The 16168-nt window shown below is 74.9% G+C and carries 12 protein-coding genes and 1 other RNA gene; 11 read left to right on the top strand and 2 right to left on the bottom strand.

What is annotated here, in order from left to right:
- Positions 1-71 precede the first annotated feature (71 nt).
- Positions 72-2789, bottom strand: a complete 2718-nt coding sequence (locus QMQ26_RS13275) for an FtsK/SpoIIIE domain-containing protein (RefSeq protein WP_282205828.1) — start codon at positions 2787-2789, stop codon at positions 72-74.
- A gap of 341 nt (positions 2790-3130) precedes the next feature.
- On the opposite strand from QMQ26_RS13275, the gene QMQ26_RS13270 reads away from it, so the two are divergent.
- From QMQ26_RS13270 to prfB, 3 genes are all read left to right on the top strand, one after another.
- Positions 3131-4960: a serine/threonine-protein kinase gene (locus QMQ26_RS13270; protein ID WP_282205827.1), complete on the top strand. Its 1830-nt coding sequence runs from the start codon at positions 3131-3133 to the stop codon at positions 4958-4960.
- A 140-nt stretch (positions 4961-5100) separates the two neighbouring features.
- On the top strand, positions 5101-6357 hold the full coding sequence (locus QMQ26_RS13265) for a serine/threonine-protein kinase (RefSeq protein WP_100838056.1): 1257 nt from the start codon (positions 5101-5103) through the stop codon (positions 6355-6357).
- Positions 6358-6391: 34 nt separating this feature from the next.
- The gene (gene prfB, locus QMQ26_RS13260) at positions 6392-7495 is read left to right on the top strand and encodes a peptide chain release factor 2 (RefSeq protein ID WP_100838057.1); all 1104 of its coding nucleotides are present in this window, start codon (positions 6392-6394) and stop codon (positions 7493-7495) included.
- A 73-nt stretch (positions 7496-7568) separates the two neighbouring features.
- On the opposite strand, the gene QMQ26_RS13255 is transcribed toward prfB, so the two are convergent.
- Positions 7569-7757 carry a hypothetical protein gene (locus QMQ26_RS13255; protein WP_100838058.1) on the bottom strand — a complete coding sequence of 63 codons (189 nt, stop codon included), beginning with the start codon at positions 7755-7757 and terminating at the stop codon, positions 7569-7571.
- A gap of 261 nt (positions 7758-8018) precedes the next feature.
- On the opposite strand from QMQ26_RS13255, the gene ftsE reads away from it, so the two are divergent.
- The 8 genes from ftsE (at position 8019) to QMQ26_RS13215 (ending at position 16136) form a co-directional block, all read left to right on the top strand.
- Entirely contained in the window at positions 8019-8708 is a 690-nt protein-coding gene (ftsE, locus tag QMQ26_RS13250) for a cell division ATP-binding protein FtsE (protein ID WP_035863161.1), read from the top strand.
- Between the two features lie 11 nt (positions 8709-8719).
- Complete coding sequence (ftsX, locus tag QMQ26_RS13245; protein WP_100838059.1) at positions 8720-9625, top strand: permease-like cell division protein FtsX; 906 nt, start codon at positions 8720-8722, stop codon at positions 9623-9625.
- Between the two features lie 54 nt (positions 9626-9679).
- A complete protein-coding gene (locus tag QMQ26_RS13240; protein WP_282205826.1) occupies positions 9680-10819 on the top strand; it encodes a S41 family peptidase in 1140 nt (379 codons plus the stop codon).
- 44 nt (positions 10820-10863) lie between these two features.
- Complete coding sequence (gene smpB, locus QMQ26_RS13235) at positions 10864-11346, top strand: SsrA-binding protein SmpB (protein ID WP_123555373.1); 483 nt, start codon at positions 10864-10866, stop codon at positions 11344-11346.
- A 67-nt stretch (positions 11347-11413) separates the two neighbouring features.
- Positions 11414-12679, top strand: a complete 1266-nt coding sequence (locus tag QMQ26_RS13230; RefSeq protein ID WP_282205825.1) for an alpha/beta hydrolase — start codon at positions 11414-11416, stop codon at positions 12677-12679.
- A gap of 148 nt (positions 12680-12827) precedes the next feature.
- Positions 12828-13206, top strand: a transfer-messenger RNA (tmRNA) gene (ssrA, locus tag QMQ26_RS13225).
- 185 nt (positions 13207-13391) lie between these two features.
- Positions 13392-14765: a nitrate/nitrite transporter gene (locus QMQ26_RS13220; RefSeq protein ID WP_282205824.1), complete on the top strand. Its 1374-nt coding sequence runs from the start codon at positions 13392-13394 to the stop codon at positions 14763-14765.
- Between the two features lie 207 nt (positions 14766-14972).
- Positions 14973-16136, top strand: coding sequence for a uroporphyrinogen-III synthase (locus QMQ26_RS13215; protein ID WP_282205823.1), 1164 nt, complete (start codon positions 14973-14975; stop codon positions 16134-16136).
- Positions 16137-16168: the final 32 nt, after the last annotated feature.

Raw genomic sequence — 16168 nt, 5'->3', positions numbered from 1 at the left:
CCCCCGGCCGTTGTGCCCGGCGGCTCCCCGGGCCGCCGGGCACCCCGAGCGGCCCGCCCCTCAGCTCTCCGTCAGCTCTCCGTCGCCCGGCGCAGGGCGGAGGCCAGCAGGGCCAAGTCGGTGGGCCCGTTGCCGAGTTCGCGCACCGGGCGGGGCGAGGGCGCGGCGCCGTGGTCCTCCAGGCGCTGGGCGACGACGGTGGGCCGCAGGGTCGCGGTGCGGGGGATGCGGCCGCTGACCCGGGCGCCCTGGAAGGCGGTGACCGCCCCGTCCGGGCGGCGCAGGTAGCCGCGGCCGGGCGTCGCCCCGGGGAGCGCGGCGGCGTCCGGCAGGTGGATCAGCAGGTCGGAGTCGCCGGCCTGCTCGGTGCGCAGCGCGATCCGCAGCTGCGCGGCCTCGTCCAGCTCGGTGCCGGCGGTGCTCTCGGGCGCACCGGTCGCGGCGACCACGTGCACGCCGAGCCGGGCGCCGTGCACCGCGACGGCGGCGAGGGCGCGGGCGAGCGGACGGCCGCCGGGGGAGGCCGGGCCGAGCAGCGCGTCGTAGTCGTCGACCAGGACGACCAGCCGGGGCGGTGCCGCGTCGGCCGGGGGCGCGTCGGGGGAGCGGCGCGGTTCGACCACCCGGAGCGGCGCGGCCGGGTCGGCCGGGCCGCCGACCAGCGCCGGGGTCCGGGCCAGGGCGAGGGCCCGCCTGGTGTGCCAGTCGGTGAAGGTCAGGCCGTCGAACAGGGCTTCGCGGTGGGCGAGTTCGTCGCTGATCCGCTCGGCGGCGAGCAGCGCGCCGCGCGGGTCCTCGGCGGCGTTGACGTGGCCGGTGACGTGCGGGAGGTCGGTGCAGGCGGCCAGGCCGCCGTCCTCGGCGCGGTCCCCGTCGACCATCAGCAGGGCGAGCCGGTCCGGGCGTTCGGAGACGGCGAGGGAGGCGGCCAGGCTGCGCAGCAGCTCGGACTTGCCGGAGCCGGGGCCGCCGCCGATCAGCAGGTGGTCGCCGTCCTCGGCGAGGTCGACGGCGCAGTTCTCCTCGCCGCCGGCGCCGCGGGCGGTGCCGAGCAGGGCGGCGGCGCCGCCGGCCCCGGCGGGCAGGGCCTGCCAGCTCTCGGCGAGCCGGGCCGGGGAGAGCGACTCGGAGCGGAGCAGGTCGAGCAGGCGCAGCGCCTCGGGGAGCGGGCCGCGCGGCGAGGCCCCGGTGTCGGCCTCGGTGAGCGGGGCGAGGGTGCGGGCGAGGCGCTCGGCCCAGGCGGGGGAGACCGCGTCGAGGGCGATGTCGGTGAGGCGCTCGCGGGCGCCGGCGGCCGGTCGGTCGAGGGTGAGGCGGGTGGAGACCTCGCCGGTGACGGTGCCCAGCGCGCCGAGGCCGGTGGGGAGCTCCTCGGGGGTCTCGGCCAGGCAGAGGGCGAAGACGCCGGCCGCGGGGCCCTGGCGCAGCAGCAGCCCGAGGGCGTGCCGGGCGGCCTCGGTGCCCGGGTCGCCGTCGACCAGGACGACGGTGGCGGGCGGGCCGGCGGTGGCGGCGGCGAGTTCGGTGAGGCGGGCCTCGGCCTGCTCGGGGCCGAGCCCGTACAGCAGGCGGCAGGACTGGCCGTGGGCGGGCCGCAGGTGCGGGAGCCACTGGGCCCAGGCCCAGTCCTCGGCGGGCCGCTCGGCGGCGACCACGACCAGGGCGAGGCCGCTGGGCGGGTGCAGGGCGGCGAGCTGGGCGAGGGCGGCCCGGGCCAGGCCGGTGAGGCGGTGGCGCGGGCCGGCCAGGCCGAGGCTGCCGGCGGTCTGCAGGTCGACGGTGACGGGGACGGCGGGCAGCAGGCTGCCGGGGGCGGTGCCGGGCAGGTCGGCGGTGCCGAGCCGGAGGGTGAGCGCGTCGGGGTGGTCGGGGCCGCGCTCCCACAGCCGGGGGCCGGTGCCGAGCGCGGTGAGCAGCAGGGCGGCCGGGTCGGGCCAGCGCTCGCGCTGCTGGGCGGCCTGGCGCAGCCGGGCGGCGTCGTGCTGGCGGTCGGTGTCGGCGGCGGGCGGCTCGTGGCGGCCGCGGCGCAGCCAGCGGCCGCCCCGCCCGGCGGCGGGGGCCGGGGCGGGCTCGGGCGGCCCGGCGGGCGCGGCCGGGCGGCCGGGGGCGGTGCGGGCGCCGGTGCGCGGGGCGAGCCGGAGGCGGCCCTCGCCGTCGGGTGCGGTGGGCCGGGCCGCCATGTCCTCGGTGCGGGCGAGCTGGAGGGTGGACTCGCCGATCCGCAGCAGGGCGCCGGGGGCGACGTCGACGCCCTCCTCGCGCAGCCAGTGCTCGTCGAGCCGGGTGCCGTTGGTGGAGCCGAGGTCCTGGACGGTGGCGCGGCCGTCGGCGGCCAGGTGCAGGGCGAGGTGCAGCCGGGAGACGTCGGGGTCGTCGAGCGGGACGTCGGCCTCGGCGGAGCGGCCGATCCGGACCCGCTCGCCGTGCAGGCGGTGGACGCCGCCCGCGTCGGGGCCGCCGACCACCCGCAGCTCGGCGGCGGGGCGCCCGTCGGCGCCCTCGGCGTCCGGGTCGGGCTCGCCGAGGGCGAGCACCGCGCCGTCCACCAGCGGGGGGTGGCCGAGCGGGGTCTGCTCGTCCAGGCGCCGTTCCCCGTCGTAGAGGTGGACGTGCGTGGCGGAGCGGGGACCGCGGACGCCGACCGCGCCGGCCAGCGCGGCGGCGACGGCACCGAGCGCGGTCCCGGCCGGCGCGGTGACCAGTACGTCGGCGGAGCTGCCGGAGCTGCCGGCGCTGCCGGGGGCGGCCGGCCCGCTGCGCGGTCGAAGGACGGTGAGCCGGATCTGCATCTCGCCCGGGGTCCCTTCTGCACACGTGTGGTGCGTGCCATCCTGCCACTCGGGACGGACAGTCCGCGCACGGTACCGGATTTGACGATCTTGCGATCATCGCCATGGTGAATCCGACGGGGAGTCAGGTCAAGGCGCCCCGGGCGCCCCGCCGGCCGACCGCGCGCGCCCCGGCCGGGCAACACCTCGGAAACCCGCTCGGGCACCGTTAGAGTTGCCGAACATGCGGGAGCCCGTCCGCCCGGGCGGACTCCCCAGGCCCCGGCGCCGTTCACGGGAACGGGGGAGTGCCGGAACGCGGCCCCGGCAGCGGGCGCCGGGTGACCGAACGGAGTGCACAGGTGCGGCCTGTCGGCAGCAAGTACTTGTTGGAGGAGAGCCTCGGGCGCGGAGCGACCGGCACGGTCTGGCGCGGCCGGGTGCGCGAGGACGCCGCCGTGCCGGGCCTGGTGCCCGGCCAGGCGGTCGCGGTCAAGGTGCTGCGCGAGGAGCTGGCCGCCGACCCGGACGTGGTGATGCGCTTCCTGCGCGAGCGCTCCGTCCTGCTCCGGCTGACCCACCCCAACATCGTCCGCACCCGCGACCTGGTGGTCGAGGGCGAGCTGCTCGCCCTGGTGATGGACCTGGTCGACGGCCCCGACCTGTACCGCTACCTGCGCGAGTCCGGCCCGCTGTCGCCGATCGCCGGCGCGCTGCTGATGGCCCAGATCGCCGACGCGCTGGCCGCCAGCCACGCCGACGGCGTCGTGCACCGGGACCTCAAGCCCGCCAACGTGCTGCTGGCCACCCTCGCGGTGGACGGCGACGAGCGGATGCACCCGATGCTCACCGACTTCGGCATCGCCCGGCTCGCCGACTCCCCGGGCATCACCCGCACCCACGAGTTCGTCGGCACCCCCGCCTACGTCGCCCCCGAGTCCGCCGGCGGCCGCCCGCAGACCGCCGCGGTGGACGTCTACGGCGCCGGCATCATGCTGTACGAGCTGGTCACCGGCCGCCCGCCGTTCCAGGGCGACAACCCGCTGGCGATCCTCCAGGCGCACCTCGCGCAGGAGCCGCAGCGCCCCCGCACCATGCCCGAGCCGCTGTGGACGGTGGTCGAGCGCTGCCTGCGCAAGGACCCGGCCCAGCGCCCCACCGCCGTCGCGCTGGCCGAGGCGCTGCGGGTGGTCGCGGCCGGCGTCGGCGTGCACTCCGCCCCGGCCGCGGTGGAGGCCGCGCTGGCCGTCGGCGACCTGCTGGTGCCCGACCCGGCGCCGGCCGCCCCCGCGGTCTCCCCGCACGACGCCACCCTGCCCGGGGTCGGGTACGACCCGGCCGCCGCCACCCAGGTCATGGCGCACCGGCCGCCCGTGCCCGGCGCCGAGGACCGCACCCAGCTGATCAGCCCGCCGCCCGCCGCCCCGGCCGCGGAGCGCACCCGGGTGATGCCCGCGGTGCCGCCCGCCCCCGAGCAGGCCCCCGCCCAGCCGGACGGCCCGCACCCCTGGCAGACCCAGCTGCGCGCCGCCCGGGACCGCAACGCGCAGACCCAGGTCGGCTGGTTCGAGCCGGACGGCTCCGGCGAGCCGCAGGTCGCCCCGCGCCCGTACCAGGCCGGTCAGCACCCGCAGCACGGCGGCCAGTACCCGCAGTCGGGCCCCGGCGGCCGCCCGCCGGCCGCCCCGCAGCCCTACCAGCGGCCCCCGCAGGACGGCCGCTACGCCCCGCAGGACGGCCGCTACGCCCCGCAGCAGGATCCGTACCAGGCCCAGCAGCCGCGCCCGCCGCAGGGCGGCCGGCGCTCCCCGCAGGGCTCCGGCGGCCGTCCGCCGGTCGCCCCGCCGCCGTACCAGGCCCAGCAGCAGCCGCCGGCCGCCTACAGCGGGCAGCCGCAGGGCTACGGCGCCCCGCAGCGCCGCTCCGAGCCGCCGGTGCCGCAGCGCCGCCCGGAGCCGGAGCCGCCCCGCGAGCGGGAGCGCGAACGCGAGCGCGAGCGCGAGCCGCGGCGGCGCAGCCCCAACCGGATGCGCATCCCCGGCCTGGGCTGCCTGAAGGGCTGCCTGCTGGTGCTGGTGGTGCTGGCCGTGGGCTGCCTGGCGCTGTGGAACTTCACGCCGCTGCCGCACTACTGGGACAACGTGGTCGGCTGGTACGACACGGCCCGGAACTGGGTCACCAGCCACACCTGACCGGGTAATTGACGCTTTGTCGACAATCCCGCGAAATTCCACCGGATCGGTACCTCGTCGGGGCCCTCCGCGGCCCCGCGACCGCCGCGGGCGCGTAGGTTGTTCGGCGAGCACCGACCTCACGAGCCCACGGAGCAGCATTGGCACGCAAGATCGGCAGCCGGTACACCGTCCACCAGGTGATCGGCCGCGGCTCGGCCGGCACCGTGTGGCTCGGCGAGGGCCCGGACGGCCCGGTCGCGGTGAAACTGCTGCGCGAGGACCTCGCGGCCGACCAGGTGCTGGTCGGCCGCTTCGTCCAGGAACGCGCCGCCCTCACCGGCCTCGACCACCCGCACGTGGTCGGCGTCCACGACATGGTGGTCGACGGCAGTGACCTCGCCCTGGTGATGGACCTGGTCCAGGGCAGCGACCTGCGCACCCGGCTGGAGCGCGACGGCGTGCTCAGCCCGCTGGTCGCCGCCTCGGTGATCGCCGACGTCGCCGACGGCCTGGCCGCCGCGCACGCGGCCGGCATCGTGCACCGCGACGTCAAGCCGGAGAACGTCCTGCTCGACCTCGCCGCCCCGCCCGGCCCCGGCGGCGCCCCGCGCGCCAAGCTCACCGACTTCGGCATCGCCCGCCTGGTCGACGCCCCCCGCCGCACCCGGGCCACCCGGATCATCGGCACCCCCGACTACCTCGCCCCCGAGATCATCGAGGGCCTGGAGCCGCGCGCCGCCGTCGACATCTACGCCACCGCCACCGTGCTGTACGAGCTGCTCACCGGCGCCACCCCGTTCGGCGGCGGCCACACCGGCGCGGTGCTGCGCCGGCACGTCACCGAGAACGTCCCCCCGGTCGAGGGCATGCCGGACGGCCTGTGGCGGATCATCTCCGAGTGCCTGGCCAAGGCCCCCGCCGCCCGGCTGCGCGCCGCCGAGCTGGCCGCCCGGCTGCGCGCCCTGCTCCCCGAGCTGGCCGGCCTCGGCCCGCTCGCGGTGCCCGCCCAGCGCGCCGCCGCCGAGGAGGTGCCCACCCCCGGCGAGGCGGTCTACGCCGAGAGCGACGCCCTCGCCGGCGGCGGCGCCCACCGCCGCCGCCGCGGCCCCGCCGTCCCGCTGGTGCCCGGCCCGCAGCCCGACTCCACCCGGGACACCCACACCAGCCTGCGCCGCCCCTCCGCCCGGGAGCTGGCCTCCTACGCCGAGGAGTCCCGGGCCCAGCGCGACCGCCCCGGCTCCGGCCCGCACCGCCGCACCCGGGCCCAGATGATCCGCCGCCGCCGCACCCTGGCCGTGCTGATCGCCGTCGTCCTGCTGCTGGCGGGCGCCGCCGCCGCGTGGACGGCCTTCGCCGCCGAGCCCCCCGCGGGCCCCTCCGCGGCGGTGCGCACCACCTGGTACCCCCGGTTGTAGCCGAGCCCCCCCGCGGAACCATTACCCTTGAGGCGTGGCAGCCGTCGATCCTTCCGAAGAGCTCAAGAACCTCGACTCGACCATGGCGTCGATCGAGGCCGTCCTCGACCTGGACAAGATCCGGGCCGACATCGCGACCCTGGAGGAGGAGGCAGCCGCCCCCACCCTGTGGGACGACGTCGCGAACGCACAGAAGGTCACCAGCCGGCTCTCCTTCCTCCAGGGCGAACTGCGCAAGTTCGAGACCCTGCGCGGCCGGGTCGAGGACCTGGGCGTCCTGTTCGAACTGGCCGAGGCCGAGGACGATGCGGACACCCGCGTCGAGGCCGAGGCCGAGCTGGTGTCGGTCAAGAAGGCCGTCGAGGAGCTGGAGGTGCGCACCCTGCTCTCCGGCGAGTACGACGCCCGCGAGGCCCTGGTCAACATCCGCGCCGAGGCCGGCGGCGTCGACGCCGCCGACTTCGCCGAGCAGCTGATGCGGATGTACCTGCGCTGGTCCGAGCGGCACGGGTACCCGACCGAGGTCTACGACACCTCGTACGCCGAAGAGGCCGGCATCAAGTCCGCGACCTTCACCGTCAAGGCCCCCTACGCCTACGGCACCCTCTCGGTCGAGCAGGGCACCCACCGCCTGGTGCGGATCTCCCCGTTCGACAACCAGGGCCGCCGCCAGACCTCCTTCGCCGGCGTCGAGGTGCTCCCCGTCGTCGAGACCTCCGACCACGTCGACATCGACGAGGGCGACCTGCGGATCGACGTCTACCGCGCCTCCGGCCCCGGCGGCCAGGGCGTCAACACCACCGACTCCGCGGTCCGGATCACCCACCTGCCGACCGGCATCGTGGTCTCCTGCCAGAACGAGCGCTCCCAGATCCAGAACAAGGCCTCGGCGATGAACGTCCTCCAGGCCAAGCTGCTGGAGCGCCGCCGCCAGGAGGAGCGCGCCGCGATGGACGCGCTCAAGGACGGCGGCTCGTCCTGGGGCAACCAGATGCGCTCCTACGTCCTGCACCCGTACCAGATGGTCAAGGACCTGCGCACCGAGTACGAGGTCGGCAACCCGCAGGGCGTGCTGGACGGGGACATCGACGGCTTCATCGAAGCCGGCATCCGGTGGCGCAAGCAGCGCGAGAGCTGAGCACGTCCGAGTAACGGGAGGGGCCCCACCGCCGTGGCGGTGGGGCCCCTCCCTTCTTGCTCGGCGTTCGGGGTCAGCGCAGCAGCAGGGCCAGCATGAGCACCGCGACGAACAGCAGGCCCAGCAGCACCGCGGGATTGAGCGTCGCGAACGGCCCGTGCGGCTCCTGCTGGAGCCGGGCCCGGTTGGCGCGGCACACCGGGCAGCGGCCGTCGATCACGCGGCCGTTGCAGTTGGCGCACACCAGTTGGTCGCAGGTCATGCGATCTCCTCCTTGCTGCATAGCCAACGCGCCGGAGGCGGATTCGGTTCCGACTGCTTACCACTCTGCCAGGTTCCGTACCCCTCGGCTCCCGGAGGAGAAGGGTTATCGATCTGTGACGTACCTCGCAATTTCCGGGGCGAACCCGAACAACACCTGACGAAACCACGTTCAGTACGCGCCCCGCGACTGCGGGTGCGGTTGGGCATCGCGTAAGGTCACTGGCTCCGATCCACCTAGGATGGCCCCCGTGATGCAGCCGTGATCAGATTCGACAACGTCTCCAAGACCTATCCCAAGCAGAACCGTCCGGCCCTGGACAACGTCTCGCTGGAGATCGAGAAGGGCGAGTTCGTCTTCCTGGTGGGCTCGTCGGGTTCGGGCAAGTCGACGTTCCTGCGCCTGTGCCTGCGCGAGGAGCGCCCGTCCACCGGTGCGGTGCACGTGCTGGGCAAGGACCTGGGCAAGCTCTCGAACTGGAAGGTGCCGCACATGCGGCGCCAACTGGGCACGGTCTTCCAGGACTTCCGCCTGCTGCCGAACAAGACGGTGGGGCAGAACGTGGCGTTCGCCCTGGAGGTCATCGGCAAGCCGAAGAGCGCCATCAACAAGGTGGTGCCCGAGGTGCTCGACCTGGTCGGCCTCGGCGGCAAGGAGGACCGGATGCCCGGCGAGCTGTCCGGTGGTGAGCAGCAGCGCGTGGCGATCGCCCGGGCGTTCGTGAACCGCCCGATGCTGCTGATCGCCGACGAGCCCACCGGCAACCTCGACCCGCAGAACTCGGTCGGCATCATGAAGCTGCTCGACCGCATCAACCGGACCGGCACCACCGTGCTGATGGCGACCCACGACCAGGCCATCGTCGACCAGATGCGCAAGCGCGTCATCGAGCTCGACAAGGGCCTGCTGGTCCGTGACCAGGCCCGCGGCGTCTACGGCTACCAGAGCTAGAAGAGAGAAGCATGCGCGCCCAGTTCGTTCTGTCGGAGATCGGCGTCGGTCTCCGCCGCAACCTGACCATGACCATCGCCGTCGTGGTCAGTGTCGCGCTGTCGCTCGCCCTCGCCGGTGCCTCGCTGCTGGTCCGCGACCAGGTCAACTCCATGAAGGACTACTGGTACGACAAGGTCGAGGTCAGCATCTACTTCTGCACCAAGGCGGAGCACAACTCGCCGCAGTGCGCGGACGGCGAGGCGACCCAGGACCAGATCCAGGCGGTCAAGGACGGCCTGGCGAAGATGCCGCTGGTGCAGAGCTACACCTTCGAGAACTCGCAGGAAGCGTTCAAGCACTTCAAGGACAGCAACCCGGACAACCCGCTGCTGGCGGCGGTCGGTCCGGACTCCATGCCGCAGTCCTGGCGGGTCAAGCTGAACGACCCGACCCGGTTCGACGTGATCCAGAGCGCCTTCGCCGGCAAGCCGGGCGTGAAGTCGGTCGAGGACCAGCGGAAGATCCTGGAGAACCTGTTCGGCCTGCTGCGCGGCCTGCAGACCGCGGCGTTCGTGATCATGGTGCTGATGCTGTTCGTCGCGCTGCTGCTGATCGTCAACACCGTCCGGGTGTCCGCGTTCAGCCGCCGCCGCGAGACCGGCATCATGCGGCTGGTCGGCGCGTCCAACTTCTACGTGCAGATGCCGTTCATCGCGGAGGCCGCGTTCGCCGCGCTGCTCGGCTCGGCGCTGGCCTCGGCGCTGCTGCTGGGCGGCCACTTCTTCGTCCAGGAGTGGCTGGCCAAGAAGGTGGCGTTCATCCACTTCATCGGCCTGTCCTCGGTGTTGGCGGTGATCCCGCTGCTGGTCGTGGTCGGCATGGCGATGGCGGGCGTGGCCGCGTTCTTCACCCTGCGCAAGTACCTGAAGGTCTGACGGGTCGTCGGCGTCACAGGCCCAACCGCCCGCCGCGGCACTAGAATCGGGCCCATGCCGACTGCACCGCGGGTACGCCAGGGGATGACGCTCGGCCTGGTGTTCGGCGCGGTGCTGTTCGCCGGAGCCGCCTCGGGGGCCTGGGGGGAGCCGGACGGCTCGCTCCGGGCCCCCTCGTCGTCCGAGGGACTGCCGCCCGCCGCCGACCTGGCGGGGGCGGACCTCACCCCGCAGCAGGCCAGGCAGTTGGTCGGCGCCAGCGGCGACCGCTGGGCGGCCTACCTGAGCCCGCAGCAGTACGCCGACCTCACCGGCGGCCGGTACGCGGGCGTCGGGCTGAGCGTGGACCGGGAGGCCGGCGGGCCCACCCTGGTCGCCGAGGTGGCGCCCGGCTCGCCCGCCGCCCGGGCCGGCATCGCGCCCGGCGAGCTGCTGGTCACCGTGGACGGCGCCGCCGCCGAGCAGCTGCCGGTCACCGAACTGGTCTCCCGGCTGCGCGGCGGCCCGGCCGGCAGCGCGGTCGCGGTGGGCGTCCGGGACGCGGCCGGGCCGGTGCGCCAACTCACCCTGACCCGGGCCGAGCTGTCCACCCGCGAGGTCGAGGTCGCGCACCCGGCGCCCGGGGTGGTCCGGATCGCCGTGCACGCCTTCACCGAGGGCGTCGCCGACCAGGTGCGGGCCGCCGCGGCCGGCTCCCGGGGCGTGGTGCTCGACCTGCGCGGCAACTCCGGCGGACTGGTCGGCGAGGCCGTCGGCACCGCCTCGGTGTTCCTCGACGGCGGGCCGGTGGCCAGCTACCAGGTGCACGGCGAGCACCGCGAACTGACCTCCGCCCCGGGCGGCGACACCGCCGTCCCGCTGGTGGTGCTGGTCGACGGCGGCACCATGAGCGCCGCCGAACTGCTGGCCGGCGCGTTCCAGGACCGCGGCCGGGCCGTCCTGGTCGGCAGCCGCACCTTCGGCAAGGGCACCGTCCAGCAGCCCAGCCGGCTCGCCGACGGCTCCGTGCTGGAGCTCACCGTCGGCCGCTACCAGACCCCGGCCGGCCGCTCCCCGGACGGCACCGGCGTCCAGCCCGACGTGCCGGCCGCCGGCGAGGACCCGCAGGCGCTCGCCCTCAAGGTGCTCGCCGGGCTGCGCGGCTCCGCCCCCGACGAGGCGCCTTCCGCGCCGCCCGCGCCCGCCGCGCCGTAAAGGGGCTGCCGCGTCCGCCGCCGAAGTGCGAGAATGGCCGGGCTATGGCAAAGGAAACGGGCAAGAAGCTGGTCGCGCAGAACAAGAAGGCGCGGCACGAGTACACCATTCTCGACACCTACGAGTGCGGCATGGTGCTCACCGGTACCGAGGTCAAGTCGCTGCGCGAGGGCCGGGCCAACCTGGTCGACGGCTACGCGTACATCCAGGGCGGCGAGGCCTGGATCGACAACGTCTTCATCCCCGAGTACGCCCAGGGCACCTGGACCAACCACTCGGCGCGGCGCAAGCGCAAGCTGCTGCTGCACAAGATGGAGATCCGCAAGATCGAGTCCAAGGCGAAGGAGAGCGGCCACACGCTCGTCCCGCTGTCGCTGTACTTCAAGGACGGCCGCGCCAAGCTCGAACTCGCCCTCGCCGTCGGCAAGAAGCTCTACGACAAGCGGCAGACCCTGCGCGAGCGCCAGGACCGCCGCGAGTCGGACCGCGCGGTGGCGGCCGCCCGCCGCCGCTCCGGCCAGGGCTGATCCGCCGTCAAGCGCCTGACGGGGCCCGGCCAACCGGCGTGATGGAGCGTCTCCGTATCATCTCCGGGTGGACATCTCGCTGTTGAGTGGCTGGCTGCCGTGGACCTTCCGCATACTGGCCGTGGTGGCGGTCGCGGCGGCGCTGTTCAGAGTCAGCCCGTTCTGGGTCCGCCGCCGGCTGCCCTGGGTGGTCGGCGGGGCCGCCGCCGGCACCGGGCTGGCCGCGCTGCTGGTGCTGGCGTTCGGCGACATCCAGGACCCGCTGCCGCCCGGCCTCTGGCTCTGGGTGTGCTGCGCCCTGCTGGGCCTGGGCGGGCTGGCCGCCGGGGTGCGCCGCTCCCGCTGGTGGAACCTGGCCGCCGTCCCGGTGGCGGTGGCGATGTCCCTGCTGTGCGCGGCCAACTCGATCAACATCTCCACCGGCTACTACCCGGACGTGGAGGCGGCGGTCGGCGACCTGTCCGACGCCCCGGTGCCGCAGCAGATGACCCTGGAGGAGGCCCTGGCCACCGTCGGCCGGGCCACCGAGGGCCGGGTGGTCGCGGTGGACGTCCCCGCCGAGCCGAGCGGCTTCAAGCACCGCCGCGAACTGGTCTACCTGCCGCCGGCCTGGTTCCGCAGCAAGGCCCGGCCCAAGCTGCCGGTGGTCGAGATGATCGGCGGCCAGTTCGCCGCCCCCGACAACTGGATCCGGGCCGGCGCGGCGGTCGAGACCGCCGACGCGTACGCCGCCGCCCACAACGGCTACGCCCCGGTGCTGGTGATGGCGGACGCCACCGGGGACTTCAAGACCGACACCGAGTGCGTCAACGGCAAGCACGGCAACGCCGAGGACCACCTGGTCAAGGACGTCCCGCCGTACGTCGCCCGGACCTTCGGCACCGCCACCGACCCGCGCTCCTGGGCCGTGGTCGGCTGGTCGATGGGCGGCACCTGCGCGGTCGACCTGGGCGTGGTGCACCCCGAGGTGTTCGGCCACTTCGTCGACATCTCCGGCGACCTCGGCCCCAACCTCGGCGGCCGGCAGGCCACCGTCGACGGCCTGTACGGCGGGGACGCCGCCGCCTGGGAGGCGCACGACCCGCTGACCGTCCTCGGCCGGGCCGGGAAGGACACCTACCGCGGCTCCGGCGGCTACTTCCTGGTCGGCGCCGACGAGGGCGGCAAGCACCTGGAGAACGCCCAGGCCCTGGACCGGGCCGCCCGGCAGGCCGGCCTGGCCACCAAGGTGGAGGTGCACCCCGGCAAGCACGACTGGCAGTTCGGCGCCGCGGGCTTCAGGCTGGCGCTGCCCTGGCTGGCCCAGCGGACCGGCCTGCCCGGCGCGAACTGACCGGCGCGGACCGGCGCGGACCCACGCCGGTCCCGCGCCGAACACGCGCCGACCGTTAATGCGCTGGACCCTTGACGCGCGGGTTGAGTACTATGGCAGCGCACCACCCGGCAGGCCCGCCCGCCGGCGCTGTTTCTCAACACAACATGGGGATGATCGGTTTCGACAGTGACAGTCGAAACAGGAGAAGCGAGCCGAGGAACGCGGCAATGATCTCGTTAACCACCTGTCGCAAAAAAATAATCGCCAACTCTAAGCGCGATTCCCAGCAGTTCGCTCTCGCAGCCTGATCTGCGAAAGTGAATGGGTGTCAGCCCGGGGCGTTCCCGACCCGGATCCTGGCATAATCTAGGGAACTCAACCCGCCACCCGGGCCACGGGGGTGGCGGGGAAACCAAACAGTGGCTGGGCCTGTTGGCGGCTTGTCCGCGTGACTGCCAGGGCCGAGAAAATCACAGCGGACTGCGCTCGGAGAAGTCCTGAATCCACTTCACTGGACCCGGGTTCGATTCCCGGCATCTCCACCGCCCCATGTGCACCGCAGAGCCGCCCTCCGCCCGGAGGGCGGCTCTCGTGCGTTCCGGGCCCCTCACACCCCCGCCCCGCCCCGGGTGAGAGGACGGTTCCGCACCCTTCACACCGCACAACGGTTCCGAAATCGTGGACTCCTAGCGTCAGTGGCACAGGGCAACGGAACGCGAAGGAGCAGCCCATGGACGGCACCACCACGCGCGGCAGGACGGGCGGCCGCTGGATCCAGCGCTGGGACCCGGAGGACACCGCGTTCTGGGAGGCCACCGGCCGCCGCACCGCCCGCCGCAACCTCGCCTTCTCGGTGCTCTCCGAGCACGTCGGCTTCTCGATCTGGAGCCTGTGGTCGGTGATGGTGCTCTTCATGGGCAAGGAGTACGGCATCGACCCGGCCGGGAAGTTCTTCCTGGTCGCGATGCCCACCCTGGTCGGCTCCTTCGTCCGAATCCCCTACACCGTCGCGGTCGCCCGGTTCGGCGGCCGGAACTGGACGGTGGTCTCCGCGCTGCTGCTCCTGCTGCCCACCCTGGCCGCCGGGTACGTGATGCACCCCGGCACCTCGTACACCGCGTTCATGCTGGTCGCGGCGCTCACCGGGTTCGGCGGCGGCAACTTCGCCTCCTCGATGACCAACATCAACGCCTTCTACCCGGCCCGGCACAAGGGCTGGGCGCTGGGCCTCAACGCGGGCGGCGGCAACATCGGGGTGCCCGTCATCCAACTGGTCGCGCTCGGCGTGATCGCCTGGGCCGGGGCCGGGCACCCGCGGATCGTCCTCGGCGTCTACCTGCCGCTGATCGTGCTCGCCGCGCTGTGCGCTGCCCTGTTCATGGACAACCTGGCCCCGGTGCGGTCCGACACCCGCTCGCTGGCCGCGGTCGTCCGGGAGCGGCACACCTGGCTGATGTCGGTGCTGTACGTCGGCACCTTCGGCTCCTTCATCGGCTTCTCCTTCGCCTTCGGCCTGGTGTTGCAGAACCAGTTCGGCCGCACCCCGCTCCAGGCCGCCCAGCTGACCTTCCTCGGCCCGCTGCTGGGCTCGGTGGTCCGCCCGCTCGGCGGGAAGCTCGCCGACCGGTTCGGCGGCGCCCGGATCACGCTGTGGAACTTCGCCGCGATGGCCGCCGCCGCGAGCGTGGTCACCTACGCCTCGTCGATCCGCTCGCTGCCGGTCTTCCTGGCCGGGTTCGTCGCCCTGTTCGCCCTCGCCGGGCTGGGCAACGGCTCCACCTACAAGATGATCCCCGGCATCTTCGACGCCAAGGCCCAGGACCGGATCGCCGCCGGGGCCACCGCCGAGGAGGCCGCCGCCTGGTCCCGGCGGATGTCCGGCTCCGCGATCGGCGTGATCGGCGCGGTCGGCGCCCTCGGCGGGCTGTTCATCAACCTGGCCTTCCGGCAGTCCTTCCTGGTCGCCGGGTCCGGCACCCCGGCCTTCGCCTCCTTCCTGGCCGCCTACGCGGTCTGCTCCGCCCTCACCTGGACGGTGTACCTCCGCCGCCCCGCCGGCACCCCCGCCGCCGCCGGCGACGCCGCCGCCCTCGCGCGGGTCTGACCCCCGGCCCCCGGGGCCACCCCCGCCCCGGGGCCACCCCCGCCCCGGGGCCGCCCCGCCCCGGGGCCGCTCCGACCAGCGGCGAAACACGCCGGTAATCGGAGCGACCCGGGGGTGACACCGCGACCGGACACGATTGATCACCCACCCGACCGCGGCCCGTCCCCAGCCAGGACACCCGGGCCGCGCAGCTAAGGACGACACCGCATGGCCGACCCGAACCGACGCCAGCCGGACGGACCCGGGACCGCCGGGACCGCCGAGAGCACCGAGGCCGGCCCGCTCGCGGGCTGGACCGTCGGCATCACCGCCGCCCGCCGCGCCGACGAACTCGCCGCCCTCCTCCAGCGCCGCGGCGCCAGCGTGCTGCGCGCCCCCGCCCTGCGGATCGTCCCGCTCGCCGACGACACCGAACTGCACACCGCCACCCGGGCGCTGATCGCCGACCCGCCCGACCTGGCGGTCGCCACCACCGGCATCGGCTTCCGCGGCTGGCTGGAGGCCGCCGAGGGCTGGGACCTGGGCGACGAGCTGCGCGAGGCGCTCGGCCACGCCGCGGTGCTCGCCCGCGGCCCCAAGGCCAAGGGCGCGATCCGGGCCGCCGGGCTGCGCGAGTCCTTCTCCGCGGCCACCGAGTCCTCCGCCGAGGTGCTCTCCCACCTGCTCGACCAGGGCGTCGACGGCCGCCGGATCGCCGTCCAGCTGCACGGCGCCCCGCTGCCCGGCTTCGTCGAGTCGCTGCGCGCCGCCGGGGCCGAGGTCGTCGAGGTCCCGGTCTACCGCTGGCTCCCGCCCGTCGACCTCGGCCCGCTCGACCGCCTGCTCGACGCGACCTGCGCCGGCGCGCTCGACGCCGTCACCTTCACCTCCGCCCCCGCCGCGATCAGCCTGCTGGAGCGGGCCGCCCAGCGCGGCCGCACCGAGGAACTGCTGCACGCCCTGCGCCGCGACGTCCTCGCGGTCTGCGTCGGCCCGGTCACCTCCGCCCCGCTCGACGCGCTCGACGTCCCGACCGTCTGGCCCGAGCGGATGCGCCTGGGCGCGATGGTGCAGACCCTCACCGCGGCGCTGCCCGGCCGGGCCCGCCCGCTCCGGGTGGCCGGCCACCTGCTCGAACTGCGCGGCCAGGCCGCCCTGGTCGACGGTCGGCTGCGCCCCGTCCCCCCGGCCGGCATGGCCCTGCTGCGCACCCTGGCCCGCCACCCCGGCTGGGTCGTCCCCCGGGCCGACCTGCTCCGCGCCCTGCCCGGCAGCGGCGGCGACGAGCACGCCGTGGAGACCGCGATGGCGCGCCTGCGCCAGGCGCTCGGCGCGCCCCGGCTGATCACCACCGTCGTCAAGCGGGGGTACCGGCTGACCCTCGACCACTGAGGCCCGGGCCCCCGCCCCCGCCCGCTCCCCGC

The organism is Kitasatospora fiedleri (assembly GCF_948472415.1).
GTDB classification, from domain to species: domain Bacteria; phylum Actinomycetota; class Actinomycetes; order Streptomycetales; family Streptomycetaceae; genus Kitasatospora; species Kitasatospora fiedleri.
The sequence above is the reverse complement of the archived record's forward strand: the minus strand, read 5'-3'. Positions and strand labels throughout refer to the sequence as shown.